Here is a 14134-nt window from a genome sequence, read left to right on the forward strand (position 1 = left end):
GCTAGGCCCTGCGCCGCCAGGCAAAGCTGAGCAGGAACAGTGCCGCGGCTGACACCACGATCGACGGGCCGGCCGGGGTGTCTTCGTACCAGGACAATGACAAACCCATGCACACGGCGAGCAGGCCGATCAGGCTGGCACCCAGGGCCATCTGCTCCGGCGTGCGGGCATGGCGCTGGGCCGCCGCGGCGGGAATGATCAGCAGTGAGGTGATCAACAGGACGCCGACGATCTTCATCGCCACGGCGATTACCATGGCGATCAGCAGCATGAGCGCCAGGCGAATGGCGGCGACCGGCAGGCCTTCGACCTTCGCCAGTTCCTCATGCACGGTCACCGCCAGCAATGGCCGCCACAGCGGGATAAGCGCCAGCAGCACCAGCGCGCTGCCGCCAATGATCCAGGCCAGGTCGGTTGGGGCTACCGCGAGCAGATCGCCAAACAGATAACCCATCAGGTCAATGCGCACATCCTGCATAAAGCTCAGCGATACCAATCCGAGCGACAGCGCGCTGTGCGCGAGGATGCCGAGCAGGGTGTCCGAAGCCAGTGGTTGGCGCTGTTGCAGGCTCACCAGCAACACGGCCAGCAGAATGCAGCAGACGATCACTGCGAGCGTCAGGTTGACCTCTAGCATCAACCCTAGCGCCACGCCGAGGAGCGCGGAATGCGCGAGGGTGTCGCCAAAATAGGCCATGCGTCGCCAGACCACGAAGGAGCCGAGCGGGCCGGCCACCAGCGCCAGCGCGAGGCCTGCGAGCAGCGCGTTAAGTAGAAAATCGGGCATATCGATCAGTGCTTGCAATCCGGGCCGTGAATATGGGGTTTGCCGGTGACCACGCTGCCGTGCAGGTCATGGCTATGGTCGTGCTGGTGGTGATAGACCGCCAGGCTACGCGCATCCTGGCCGAACAGCTCGACAAACGCCGGGTCAGCGCTGACCTGCTCCGGGTGGCCGGAGCAGCAGACGTGGCGATTCAGGCAGACCACCTGATCGGTCGCGCTCATCACCAGATGCAGATCATGGGAGACCATCAGCACGCCGCAGCCATAGCGCTCGCGCAATCGTCCGATCAGCCGGTACAGCTCGGCCTGGCCCGCAACATCGACGCCTTGCACGGGCTCGTCGAGTACCAACAGTTCCGGTTGGCGCAGCAGCGCCCTAGCCAGCAGCACGCGTTGCATCTCGCCGCCGGAGACGGATTGCAGCGGGCTGTCGATGACGTGCTCAGCGCCCACCTCGTTCAGCGCCGCCAGTGCCGCGGCGCGGTCCACGCCAGGCACCAGGCGCAGGAAGCGCAGTACCGAGAGCGGCAGTGTCGGGTCGACGTGAAGCTTCTGCGGCATGTAGCCGACGCGCAGCTTCGGCTTGCGCCAGACGGTGCCGCTGTCGGGTTTCAACAAGCCGAGCACCGCGCGGACCAGGGTGGTCTTGCCGGCGCCGTTGGGGCCGATCAGTGTAACGATCTCGCCGCGGTGAACGCGCAATTCGGCGCCTTCAAGCACCGCCTGCCTGGCGAAACGCACGTGGATATTCTCCAGGCGGATCAACGCCTCGCTCATGCCGCGCTCCGGCAAGGCGCGCAAAGGCCGACCACTTCTACCGTCTGGCCCTCGACCTGGAAATCCACGCCGCGCGCCGCGTGCTCGATGGCCTTGCTGATGCTGGGCTGTTCCAGCTCGATCGCGGTATGGCAGTTGCGGCAGATCAGGAACTGACCCTGATGCGGGTGTTCAGGGTGATTACAGCCAATGAACGCGTTGAGCGACGCGATGCGGTGCACGAGGCCGTTTTCCAGCAGGAAATCCAGTGCCCGATAGACCGTTGGCGGCGCTGCTCGTCGGCCGTCCTGAGCGGTCAGTTCAGCGAGAATGTCATAGGCGCCCAGCGGCTTGTGACTCTGCCAGACCAGCTCCAGTACGCGTTTACGCAGGGCGGTCAGACGCACACCTGAGCGTTCACAGAGCGTATCGGCTTCAGCCAGCGCGCTGCTGACGCAGTGATCATGGTTGTGGGCGGTGTAGGCCAGCGGAGTGTTGGGCATGGGCGGAGACGATCTGATGGAGAGACGTTATTATGTTACCCATTCAGTCCAAGCGAGTGTTGCCTGTGTTTCGTCTTTTTTCGTTGCCGTTGCTTGTGGTCCTAACTCTCCTCGGCAGCACAGCGGCCCGCGCCGAGGTGACGGTGCTGACCAGTATTAAACCGCTACAGCTGATCGCAGCGGCCGTTCAGGATGGCGTCGGCGAGCCGCAAGTGCTGCTCCCCGCCGGTGCCTCGGCTCACCACTACGCGCTGCGGCCATCCGACGTACGGCAGATTCGTAGCGCGGACCTGTTCTATTGGATTGGCCCGGATATGGAGAGTTTTCTCGAGCCGGTGCTGAAGGCTCGCAAGGGGCCTAGCGTGGCGGTGCAGTCGCTGCCGGGACTGACGCTGCGCCATTTCGGCGACACTCATGTCGAGGCCCACCACGGCGACGACGACCATGAAGAGCACGACGCGCACGCGCACGAGTCCCACGACCCGCACGCTCACGACGCCCATGGCGATCAGACGGCTACCGCACGCGACGAGCACGACCATGCTCACCGCCCTGGCAGTCTCGATGCGCACCTCTGGCTGCTGCCGGTTAACGCCCGGGTTATCGCGACACGGATGGCCGGCGAGTTGGCGGCGATTGATCCGGCCAACGCGCGGCGCTACCAGGCCAATCTCGAGGCGTTCGCGCAGCGTCTGGATGTCCTTGATCAGCGCCTGCAAAAGCGCCTGAGCGATACACGCAATAAGCCCTTCTTCGTCTTCCATGAAGCCTATGATTATTTCGAAGCGGCGTATGGCCTCCAGCATGCGGGTGTCTTCAGCGCAGGGGGCGAGGCCCAGCCCGGTGCGCGTCACGTCGCGGAGATGCGCCAGCTGCTGGAGCAGGCCGGCCCCAGCTGCGTGTTTCATGAACCACCGGCTCGTCCAAGGCTGGCCGACAGTCTGGTTCGAGGCCTACCGGTGAACGTGGCCGAACTGGACGCCATGGGCCATGGCATCGAGGTCACCGCTACCGGCTATGAGCAGTTGATCGAAAACCTTGGCGGCTCGCTCGCGGAGTGCCTGGAGTCGCTCTAGCAGGCCGATCCCAAAGGCTATGGCGTTGCGGTGAGGCGGTTCTCCCGTTGGTGGCTTCAGCCGAACCGCCCCCGCCGTCGATCCGCAAAGTGGTCATCCGTCGAGTGGCTTGATGCTAATCAGATGTGCTTTGCCGTTATCTGGCTTAAGCTTCGCGCTTATTTTTTTATCCATCGACACGAGGATGCGCAGCGCATGGCGAAGACGGATGGCCCCATCGTGGCAGCGAGCAATACCACTTCGAGCATCGCCTTGCAGGCGGCCTCCGAGGACATCTGGGCGCAGAAATACCGCCTGACGAACAAGGACGGCGCACCCATCGATGACAGCGTCGATGCGACCTGGCAGCGGGTCGCGCGGGCTCTGGCCGACGTCGAGCCGGTGAAGCAACGCGAGCGCTGGTATGAACGCTTCCTATGGGCGTTGCGCAATGGCGCGATCCCGGCCGGGCGGATCATCTCCAACGCCGGCGCTCAGGACTACAAGCCTGCCACCTCGACCATCAACTGCACCGTCTCGGGCAGCATCAGCGATTCCATGGACGACATCCTCGGCAAGGTGCATGAGGCCGGCCTGACGCTGAAGGCCGGTTGCGGCATTGGCTATGAGTTCAGCACTCTGCGTCCGCGTGGCTCATTCGTCTCGGGCGCCGGTGCGCACACCAGCGGGCCGCTGTCGTTCATGGATATCTTCGACAAGATGTGCTTCACCGTCAGCTCTGCCGGTGGCCGCCGGGGCGCGCAGATGGGCACCTTCGACGTCGGCCATCCGGATGTGCGCGAATTCATCCGTGCCAAGCGCGAAGATGGCCGGTTGCGCCAGTTCAACCTGAGCCTGCTCATCACCGACGAGTTCATGCAGGCGGTGGAGGCTGATGCCGACTGGCCACTGATCTTCCCGCTGCATCTCAAGGAAAAGGCCGAGCTGGATCTGGGGGACCCGGAACAGGTGGTCTGGCGCGAATGGCCGACCCATGACGGCTATATCGTTCGCGAAGACGGTCTGGTCGCCTGCAAGATCTACGGTCGGGTCAAGGCGCGGCATCTGTGGGACATGATCATGGTCTCCACGTACGACTACGCGGAGCCGGGCTTCATCCTCATCGACCGGGTCAACCAGCTAAACAACAACTGGTGGTGCGAGGCGATCCGCGCCACCAACCCCTGCGGCGAGCAACCGTTGCCGCCATATGGCTCCTGCCTGTTGGGCTCGATCAACCTGACCAGCTTTGTGGTCGATCCGTTCGGCGTCGACGCACGCTTCGACTGGGACAAGTACCGTGAAGTGGTGCGCCTGTTCACCCGCATGCTCGACAACGTCGTCGAGATCAACGGCCTGCCGCTCGAACAGCAGCGCCACGAGATCGAAAGCAAGCGTCGTCACGGCATGGGCTTCCTCGGCCTCGGCTCGGCGCTGACACTGCTCAAACTGCGGTACGGCAGCCCTGAAGCCTGCGTGTTCACCGAAGAAGTCGCCCGCGAGATGGCGCTGGTCGGCTGGGAGCAGGCGCTGGAGCTGTCCAAGGAAAAAGGCCCCGCGCCGCTGCTGACCGAGACTTTCGAGGTCACCGCCGAAATGCTGCGCAAACGCCCGGAAATGAAAAAGGATGGCTACCAGATCGGCGATCAGGTTCCGGGCCGCGTGCTGCACGCGAAATATTCGCGCTACATGCAGAAGATCGCGGAATACGCCCCCGAACTGATCGAGCAGTTGGCCGAGCAGGGCGCACGCTTCACCCACCACAGCTCCATCGCGCCCACCGGCACCATCAGCCTGAGCCTGGCCAACAATGCCTCAAACGGTATCGAGCCGAGCTTCGCTCACCATTACTCGCGTAACCTGATCCGCGCCGGGCGCAAGGCCAAGGAAAAGATCGAGGTGTTCAGCTACGAGTTGCTGGCCTACCGCACCCTGATCAATGCCAAGGCGCAGCCCGGCTCCACCGACCCGTCACAGCAGCTGCCTGAGTATTTCATCACTGCCGACGACATCACCCCGACGCAGCACGTGGACATCCAGGCCGCGGCACAGAAATGGGTCGATTCGTCGATCTCCAAGACGGCCAACGTGCCCACCGATTACCCGTTCGAGGCGTTCAAGGATATCTACCGTTACGCCTGGCGCCAGGGTCTCAAGGGCTGCACCACCTTCCGCTTCAACCCGGCGGCGTTCCAGGGCGTGCTGGTCAAGGAAGCCGATCTGGAAAAGACCCTGTACCGCTTCGTTCTCGAAGACGGCAGCGCGGTCGAGCTCAAGGGCAACGAGGAAGTCGAATACGATGGCGAGGTCAATTCCGCCGCCAACCTGTTCGATGCCCTCAAAGAAGGCTACTACGGCAAGTACTGAGCCAGACCGCCACCGAATTAAGCGTCGGGCCGCGTCTGCCGCCCGGCAGGAGAGATTGCACAATGACTGTAAAGATCACCCAGCGCATCAAGGGCTTCAAAGTCGTCGATGAGACCATCGAGCGTCCCGTCGCCGCGGCGAACAGCAGCGACAGCAAGGCAGCAAAGCCGGTTCAGGTCGTGGAGATGGACGAGAGTCTGCAGCGCCCGGAAACCCTGATCGGCATGACCTACAAGATCAAGTCGCCGCTGTTCGAACACGCGCTCTATGTCACCGTTAACGATGTGGTGCTCAACGCCGGCACGCAGCACGAGCAGCGTCGGCCGTTCGAAATTTTCATTAATTCGAAGAACATGGACCACTTCCAGTGGATTGTCGCGCTCACGCGGATCATGTCCGCGGTGTTCCGCAAGGGCGGCGACTGCACCTTCCTCGTGGAAGAACTGAAGGCCGTGTTTGATCCCCGCGGCGGCTATCTCAAGAAGGGCGGCATCTACATGCCGTCCATCGTCGCTGAGATCGGCGGCGTGCTGGAGCGTCACCTGATCGCGATTGGCATGCTTGAAGGCCACGCGCTGGACGAAACCCAGCTCAAGTACCTGGCCGAGAAACGTGCCGCCTACGAGGCCAGCCAGGGCGCCGCCACGGTAGAACCGGGCGAGGGCTTCCCCGCCGGCGCGCAGCTATGCAGCAAGTGCAACACCCAGGCGGTGGTACAGATGGATGGCTGCGCGACGTGTCTCAATTGCGGCAATTCCAAGTGCGGCTAAGAGCCTGACCTGCGATTGGCTGCGCTAAGAGCAGGCAAGGTGCTGCCTGCAAAAAAGATGCTTGCGGCTGAAGCGCATTAGCTGCGGCGAGGCTGCAAGCTGCAGTCCTGCTAAAGCCCCACCCTACGTTGGCTGCGCACGTCAGCGTCCTTGCCTGTCTTGTCTACAGAGCGAGCCTAGCCCGCGAGATCGGACTCCGCATCTTGCGAAGCGCGCGATTGGCGGCACCGGGCTGCGCTGCCGCTGTCACGCGCTTGCAATCTTCAAGTCACCACGCGATAGCACGGCTCGTATGGCCGCCCGCCCGGCAACTTCATACGATGCTGAAGCACAAAGGCCTGAAGAAGCTCGTCCAGCGGCTTCATGATGGCTGGGTCACCGTGGATCTCGTAGCGTCCGAACTCTTCAATGCGGCGTATGCCCTTGTCCTTGACGTTACCGGCCACGATTCCTGAAAACGCTCTGCGAAGGTTTGCGGCCAACTGGTGGGGCGGTACATCCCGGGTCAGCTGCAGGCTGGCCATGTTCTCGTGAGTGGGATCGAAGGGGTGTTGGAAGCCATCCTCGATCTTCAGCAGCCAGTTGAAATGGAAGGCATCGTTGCGCTCACGGCGGAACTGCTTGACTGCCTTCAACCCTTCGGACATCTGCCGGGCCACCTCGGTCGGGTTGTCGATGATGATCTGGTAAAGCCCCTGGGCTTTCTCGCCGAGCGTGGCGCCGACGAATTCGCGTATCTGCTCCAGATAGGGCGCCGCGTCTTCCGGGCCGGTGAGGATGACCGGGAATGGCACGTCGCGATTGTCCGGATGCAGCAGGATGCCTAGCAGGTAGAGGAATTCTTCGGCCGTACCGACGCCGCCGGGGAAGATGATGATGCCGTGACCGACACGGACGAACGCCTCCAGACGCTTCTCGATATCCGGCATGATCACCAGCTCGTTGACGATCGGGTTCGGTGCCTCGGCAGCAATAATTCCCGGCTCGGTCAGGCCCAGGTAACGGCCGCCGACGATGCGCTGCTTGGCATGGGCAATCGTCGCGCCCTTCATCGGGCCCTTCATCACGCCAGGGCCGCAGCCGGTGCAGATGTTCAGGTTGCGCAGACCCAGCTCATGGCCGACGCGCTTGCTGTACTTGTATTCCTCAGTGCTGATCGAATGCCCGCCCCAGCACACCACCATGTTCGGCTCGACGCCCGGGCGCAGGGTGCGTGCGTTGCGCAGCAGGTGGAAGACGTAGTCGGTGATGCCCTGGGAGCTGCCCAGGTCGATGCGCGGGCTGCCCAGTTCGCTTTCGGTGTAGACGATGTCGCGCAGCGCACTGAACAGCATTTCGCGGGTGCTGGCGATCATCTCGCCGTCGACGAAGGCATCGGCCGGGGCGTTGAGCAATTCCAGGCGCACGCCGCGATCCTGCTGGTGGATGCGCACCTCGAAGTCGTCGTAGGCCTCGAGGATGGTCTTGGCATTGTCGATGCGCGCGCCGGTGTTGAGGATCGCCAGGGCGCACTGGCGGAACAGCGTGTAGGTGCTGCCACAACCGGCTTTGCTCAGTTGCTGGACTTCCCGTTGAGACAGCGTCTCCAGGCTACCTTTTGGAGTAACCGAGGCATTGATTACATAGCGTGAGGTCATGCGTGTTTTCCCTGAAAACAATGCGGCCTGGCCGAGACGGGCAGGTGCATCAGGATGTTGAGCGCCACGGCGGTGGGCAGAGGCGTATGAATAGGGCCGTCCGAGCGGGCAGTGCGCCAGGGGACAGGGTTGCTGCTGGGCGCAGCGGCTAAACCCATAGCCGCAAGCTGCTTGCTGGTGCCGGCGGTATCTTTCCGCGTGCAACGATGCGCCTGGACGGGCTGTACTTGACGTTTAACCGGCGAAAACGTTCCTGAAAGCCCCTGCCGAGGCCTGGCTCTGCTCATGCGTACATCCCGTACGGTAATAGAACTCACCAGTTTTGACAGCGCGCATGGCGGTTTGATTGCACGCGGAACGAACGGTGTTCCTGAGGGCGCGACGCGAGCGCCCGGTTGAAGCGGGCTTCAAAAGGCAAACGGCAGCGCACTGTGGCAGTCCTGACGGGCGCTGAGCATACGGCGGAATTCGTCGGGATTCTTGATCAACACCGGCTGGCCAGCGAACTTCTGCGCCGCGATCAAGCGCGACAGCCAGAAACGCACGCAGGCGACGCGCAGCATGGGCTTCCATAGCTCGGCTTCAGCCGGAGTGAAACGGCGCAGGGCCGAGTAGGCGGCCAATAGTGCCTGGCTGCGTGCCTCATCGATTTCGCCGTTGGGGTGCGAGCACCAGTCGTTAAGGGCGATGGCAATGTCGTAGAGCATCGGCCCGGAACAGGCGTTGTAGAAATCGATCACGCCGGTCAGGTGGCTGCCCTCGAAGAGCAGATTGTCGCGAAACAGGTCGGCGTGCAGGTTGGCGCGCGGCAGCGCCAGAAGCTTCGGCTTCAGCTCGGCAATCTCGACAAGGCTGTCGCGCAGCAGCGGCATTTGAGTGTCGTCTAGCGATAGCGCCAGTGCCGGGCCTTCCTCCTGCATCCAGTCCAGGCCGCGATCGCTGCGCCGTTCGATGATGTGTTCGCGGGTCGCCAGATGCAGGCGCGCCAGCAGCCGACCGACCTCAGCGCACTGGTGAACGTTTGGCGATGCGACATGCTTGCCTGCCAGTCGCGGCTGCAGCAAGGCCGGCTTTTCTGCCAAGGAGCGCAGGGCTTCGCCGCGGTCGGTCCGCAGGGCGTAGGGCACTGGCAGGCCGGCGCGGTGCAGCACGTCGAGCAGCTCGATGAAGAAGGGTAAATCCTGGCTCGGGCCGCGCTCGATCAGGGTCAGCACATATTCGCCCTGCTCAAGGCTGACGAAGAAATTGCTGTTCTCGCTGCCGGCGGCGATGCCCTCGAAGTCGCGCAGGCGGCCAAGCCCATAGGGCGCCAGGAATACTTCGAGTTCTTCGCGTTGCAGGGGCGTAAAAACCGACATGGGCTGCCTTCCGTTAGGTGTGCCGCCAGGTTACCAGCTGAAGATTTCCCAGGCCGGGATCAGCAAGTCCGGGCGGTCGGCGCGGATGAAATTGCTGTCGCCATCGGCACGGACCAGGAAATACGGCTTGCCGGTCTTAGGCGTGATCTTTACCGCGTAGAGGAAGCCATTGACGCGGTATTCCTCAACCGTGCGATCACCTTCCTGGCGAATCGTGACGTCAGGCTCGCCATCGACCGACTCCTGGGCGAAACCGCTCAGCGGCACGAGTGCCAACAGCCCGGCCAGCAGCAAAGGTTTGAATGTGCGCATGATAACCTTGTCCCTTTGTCGTCAAGTGGTCCCTCGCATTCTAGCCTCGGACCCGTCGAAAAGGTTGATCCTGCTCATGAGCCAAGCGCCTCTCGTTCTGGTGGACGGTTCGTCCTACCTCTACCGCGCCTTCCACGCCCTGCCGCCGTTGACTACTTCTACCGGCAAGCCCACCGGCGCGGTGAAGGGCGTGCTGAACATGCTGCTGTCGTTGCGCCGGCAGTATCCGGACAGCCCCTTCGCCGTGGTTTTCGATGCGAAGGGGCCGACCTTCCGCGACACCCTGTTCGCTGAATACAAATCCCACCGCCCGCCGATGCCCGATGACCTGCGTGGCCAGGTCGAACCACTGCATGCCAGCGTGCGCGCGCTCGGCATGCCGCTGCTGTGCGTCGACGGGGTCGAAGCAGACGACGTAATCGGCACCCTGGCGCGGCAATGCGCGGCGCTCAAGCGCGACGTGATCATTTCCACTGGAGACAAGGACATGGCCCAGCTGGTCTGCCCGCACGTCACCCTGGTCAACACCATGACCGGCAGCGTCTATGACATCGAAGGCGTGAAGAACAAGTTCGGCGTCGGCCCGGAGCTGATCATCGACTTCCTCGCGCTGATGGGCGACAAGGTCGACAACATCCCCGGTGTACCCGGGGTCGGCGAGAAGACCGCGTGCGGCCTGCTCAACGGCATCGAAGGCGGCATCAAGGGGCTCTACGAGAACCTCGACAAGGTTTGCGACCTGCCGATTCGCGGCGCCAAGTCGCTGGCCGCCAAGCTCGAGGAACATCGTGACGCTGCGTTCATGTCCTACGAGTTGGCGACCATCAAGATCGACGTGCCGCTGGACGTGCAGGTCGGCGACCTGATGCCCGGCGAGCCGCACCGCGAGGCGCTGATCGCCTTGTACCGCGAGCTGGAATTCAAGAACTGGCTCGACGATCTGCTGCGCGAAGCCAAGGCCGCCGGCGAGAACTGTGAAGTGCAGCCCGAAGGGTGCTCGATCCAGGCTGAGGCCCAATACACGACGATCTTCGAGCAGGCGGAATTCGATACTTGGCTCGACCGCCTGAAGGCTGCCGATTGCTTTGCCTTCGACACCGAGACCACCAGCATCGACGCGCAGAAGGCGCAGCTGGTCGGTGTGTCCTTTGCCATCGAGGCAGGCCAGGCCGCCTATGTGCCGCTCGGCCACAGCTACATGGGCGTTCCGCAGCAGCTGGACATGGATGCCGTACTGGCCGCGCTCAAACCTCTGCTGGAAGACCCGAACACGCGCAAGATCTGCCAGCACGGCAAATACGACATGAACGTGCTGATGCACTATGGCATCGAGATGCGTGGTATGAGCTTCGACACCATGCTCGAATCCTACGTGCTCGACGCCACCGCCACGCGCCACGACATGGACAGCCTGGCGCTGAAATACCTCGGCCGCGGCACCATTCGTTTCGAGGACATCGCCGGCAAAGGCGCCAAGCAGTTGACCTTCGACCAGATCGCGGTCGAGCAGGCGGGGCCTTATGCAGCGGAAGACGCCGACGTGACGTTGCGCCTGCACCAAACGCTGATGGACAAGCTCGAAGCTACGCCTTCGCTGCTCAAGGTGCTCAACGAAATCGAGATGCCACTGGTGCCGGTGTTGGCGCGTATCGAGCGCAACGGCGCATTGGTCGACGCTAACCTGCTCGGGCTGCAGAGCGTCGAGCTGGGCAACAAGCTGGTCGAGCTGGAACGCGAGGCCTATGGCATCGCCGGTGAAGAGTTCAATCTGGGCTCGCCCAAGCAGCTCTGCGCCATCCTTTATGACAAGCTCGGCTGCCCGGTGCTGTCAAAGACTGCCGGCGGACAGCCGTCCACCGCAGAAAGCGTGCTGGCCGAGTTGGCCGAGCGTGACTACCCGCTGCCCCAGGTCATCATGCAGCACCGCTCGTTGAGCAAGCTCAAGGGCACCTACACCGACAAGCTGCCGCTGCAGATAAACCCGCGCACCGGCCGCATCCACACCAGCTATCATCAGGCCGTGACCGCAACCGGGCGACTGTCTTCGAGCGATCCGAACCTGCAGAACATCCCGATCCGCACGGCCGAGGGTCGGCGCATTCGTCAGGCTTTCGTCGCCGCGCCGGGCTACAAACTGCTGGCGGCGGACTACTCGCAGATCGAGCTGCGCATCATGGCGCACCTGGCCCAGGATGCCGGGCTGTTGTACGCCTTCCAGAACGACCTGGACGTCCACCGTGCCACGGCGGCCGAAGTGTTCGGCGTCGAGCTGGACCAGGTCAGCAACGATCAGCGGCGCAGCGCCAAGGCGATCAACTTCGGTCTGATCTATGGCATGAGTGCCTTTGGCCTGGCCAAGCAGATCGACGTCTCGCGTGGCGAAGCACAGGCCTACATCGACCGCTACTTTGCCCGCTACCCCGGCGTGCTCGCCTACATGGAGCGCACCCGCACCCAGGCGGCAGAGCAGGGCTACGTGGAAACGCTGTTCGGCCGGCGGCTGTACCTGCCGGAAATCAATTCCAAGAATGGCGCCATGCGCAAAGGCGCTGAGCGCACGGCGATCAACGCACCGATGCAGGGCACCGCGGCGGACATCATCAAGCGCGCCATGATCGCGGTGGACAACTGGCTGCAGGAGAGCGGGCTGGATGCGCGCGTGATCCTGCAGGTACACGATGAACTGGTGGTCGAAGTTCGGGAAGATCTGGTCGAGCAGGTGCGCGCGCAGATTCTGCCGTTGATGAGCGCAGCCGCTCAGCTGGACGTGCCGCTACTGGTCGAAGCCGGGGTCGGTAATAACTGGGACGAAGCGCACTAAAAGCATGCGCGAGCGGGTGCCGCAGGAGACTGTTATCCGGGGGCGCGGCTGCATCAGCTGCTGTATCGATGCAGAAGATGACTGGCAATATTCCGACTTGGAGCGCCGCGTTCTAGAGCGGCTACGCTCCGTTTCGGAAATATTTTTCGTTTCGCATTGAACTCATAGATCGAAAGGCCAGTCATAGGCTACGAAGGGTGTAAAAGCCTTTCGATGCTCCTTGTTGTGTTAAGTGTTGGCAGATCTCTGGTTGCGTCATTGGCGCACCGGACTTAAACCTCGGACTTCCCCCTCCCCCAACGAAGTCCGAGGTTTTTTTTCGTCTTGACGAAAAAACCAAGGGCCCAGCCGAGCGTTCGCCGCTCCTCCCGCGCTGAGCGTTGCCAACCCGGCGAACCACACCCTCAACCCCCTCCGTTCTGTTGTTGACGCGCGCGTTGGCCGAAGGTCTCCTGCGGCTGATTGAGGTCCTGCTTGAACGTCAGCCCCTCGGCGCAACGCCAGCGATAGCCGTTCAAAACAAGCCAAATAATTTTTATGAGAAAACTCATTTGCTAGCACGCAAATCGTGGACTAACGTCCAAAAGTGAATTATGAATTCATTTCGATCAGCCGCGTGGTCCGGCAAGTGCGTGAGTCCCGTTACTCGTTCGTTCGATAGATGCCAGAACAGCGATGATGTGGCTGTAGGGCAAGTCCCGGCTTTTGCGGCGTTGGGCACCAACAACAATAACAATTAGCGGAGATCCACATGAAAGTCTCAAAGAAAGCGCTTCTTGCATCGGTACTGGCGCTCGGCGTTGGAATGGGCGTTTCAGCAGCACACGCGGCGGACAAACAAATAAAATTTGGTCATGTGGGCGGGCCAGGCTCCCTATTTGAGATAACGGCTAACGAATTTGCTCGAATCGCCAATGAAACACTGGAGGGGTACGAGGTTGTGCCCTACGGCTCCAGTCAGCTCGGTAGCGATTCGCAAATGCTCAACAAGCTCAAGCTGGGCACACTTGATCTGGCGTTGCCATCCACGGTCATGAGCAGCGTCAGTCCCGAGTTCTCGCTTTTTGAAATGCCGTACCTGATTAAGGATCGGGAGCACATGAAAAAAGTGCGCGACGAAGTGGTGCGCAGCGTCATGTACCCAGCGGCGGAAAAGCGGAACCTCAATATCATTGCCGTGTGGGAGAACGGCAGCCGCCAGATCACCAACAACAGCCGACCTATTGTGGTACCAAAAGATCTCGAAGGGCTAAAGCTGAGAACGCCGAACGGGATCTGGCGCGTTGAAATGTTCCAGGGCTACGGCGCAAACCCTGCGCCCATGGCGCTTTCCGAAGCCTTCGTTGCACTGCAAACCGGCGCGATGGACGGCCAGGAAAACCCGCTCGTGCAAATTTACTCCCAGCGTTTCCATGAGGTTCAGCGCTATCTCTCCATGTCCAACCATGTCTACACCCCGGCGTTTGTGGTGGCGGGTGCCAGCTGGAAGCGTCTGCCGGATGAGGTGAGAACAGTGCTGTCGGATGCAGCGATGGAATTGGAAGATTTTGCTCTGAAGCAAGGTGAGGAGCTCGATAACAGCCTTGTCGCAAAAATGAAAGAGGCTGGCATGGAAGTCAATGAGGTCGATCAGCAGGCATTCATCGACGGCTCGGATGCAATTTATGCGAAGTTCTCCGAGGAAGTCGATGGTGGCAAGGAAATGCTGGAAAAAGTAAGGCAGCTCCGAGACTGATAGGTGATATCTCCGTTGTGCATGACTTACGTAT

General features: G+C 61.9%; 11 protein-coding genes. 5 read left to right on the forward strand and 6 right to left on the reverse strand.

The features are described 5' to 3' along the window. Position 1: 1 nt before the first annotated feature. From znuB to BUE09_RS18245, 3 genes are read right to left on the reverse strand one after another with little or no spacing between them, the layout of a single operon-like run. On the reverse strand, positions 2-787 hold the full coding sequence (gene znuB / locus BUE09_RS18235) for a zinc ABC transporter permease subunit ZnuB (protein WP_073303236.1): 786 nt from the start codon (positions 785-787) through the stop codon (positions 2-4). A gap of 5 nt (positions 788-792) precedes the next feature. Next, positions 793-1563, reverse strand: coding sequence for a zinc ABC transporter ATP-binding protein ZnuC (gene znuC / locus BUE09_RS18240; protein ID WP_073303238.1), 771 nt, complete (start codon positions 1561-1563; stop codon positions 793-795). Further along, on the reverse strand, positions 1560-2045 hold the full coding sequence (locus BUE09_RS18245) for a Fur family transcriptional regulator (RefSeq protein ID WP_073303240.1): 486 nt from the start codon (positions 2043-2045) through the stop codon (positions 1560-1562). The genes znuC and BUE09_RS18245 overlap by 4 nt, the downstream gene beginning before the upstream one ends. 65 nt (positions 2046-2110) lie before the next feature. Here BUE09_RS18245 and znuA point away from each other — a divergent pair, with 65 nt between their 5' ends. From znuA to BUE09_RS18260, 3 genes are all read left to right on the forward strand, one after another. Beyond that, the gene (znuA, locus tag BUE09_RS18250) at positions 2111-3121 is read left to right on the forward strand and encodes a zinc ABC transporter substrate-binding protein ZnuA (RefSeq protein ID WP_073303485.1); all 1011 of its coding nucleotides are present in this window, start codon (positions 2111-2113) and stop codon (positions 3119-3121) included. Between the two features lie 195 nt (positions 3122-3316). Continuing rightward, positions 3317-5467 carry an adenosylcobalamin-dependent ribonucleoside-diphosphate reductase gene (locus tag BUE09_RS18255; protein WP_073303487.1) on the forward strand — a complete coding sequence of 717 codons (2151 nt, stop codon included), beginning with the start codon at positions 3317-3319 and terminating at the stop codon, positions 5465-5467. Positions 5468-5529: 62 nt separating this feature from the next. Then, complete coding sequence (locus BUE09_RS18260) at positions 5530-6237, forward strand: TSCPD domain-containing protein (protein ID WP_073303243.1); 708 nt, start codon at positions 5530-5532, stop codon at positions 6235-6237. A 263-nt stretch (positions 6238-6500) separates the two neighbouring features. Here the strand turns inward: BUE09_RS18260 and ppnN are convergent, their stop codons facing one another. From ppnN to BUE09_RS18275, 3 genes are all read right to left on the reverse strand, one after another. Continuing rightward, a complete protein-coding gene (ppnN, locus tag BUE09_RS18265) occupies positions 6501-7874 on the reverse strand; it encodes a nucleotide 5'-monophosphate nucleosidase PpnN (RefSeq protein WP_073303245.1) in 1374 nt (457 codons plus the stop codon). A 407-nt stretch (positions 7875-8281) separates the two neighbouring features. Further along, a complete protein-coding gene (locus BUE09_RS18270) occupies positions 8282-9232 on the reverse strand; it encodes a homoserine kinase (protein WP_073303247.1) in 951 nt (316 codons plus the stop codon). Positions 9233-9262: 30 nt separating this feature from the next. After that, positions 9263-9544 carry a DUF2782 domain-containing protein gene (locus tag BUE09_RS18275; protein WP_073303249.1) on the reverse strand — a complete coding sequence of 94 codons (282 nt, stop codon included), beginning with the start codon at positions 9542-9544 and terminating at the stop codon, positions 9263-9265. 76 nt (positions 9545-9620) lie between these two features. Between BUE09_RS18275 and polA the strand changes: the two genes are divergently transcribed. Both polA and BUE09_RS18285 read left to right on the forward strand, forming a co-directional pair. After that, a complete protein-coding gene (polA, locus tag BUE09_RS18280) occupies positions 9621-12365 on the forward strand; it encodes a DNA polymerase I (protein WP_073303251.1) in 2745 nt (914 codons plus the stop codon). A 751-nt stretch (positions 12366-13116) separates the two neighbouring features. After that, a complete protein-coding gene (locus BUE09_RS18285; RefSeq protein WP_073303253.1) occupies positions 13117-14100 on the forward strand; it encodes a TRAP transporter substrate-binding protein in 984 nt (327 codons plus the stop codon). Positions 14101-14134 lie beyond the last annotated feature (34 nt).

The organism is Stutzerimonas xanthomarina DSM 18231, from assembly GCF_900129835.1.
Lineage (GTDB): Bacteria > Pseudomonadota > Gammaproteobacteria > Pseudomonadales > Pseudomonadaceae > Stutzerimonas > Stutzerimonas xanthomarina.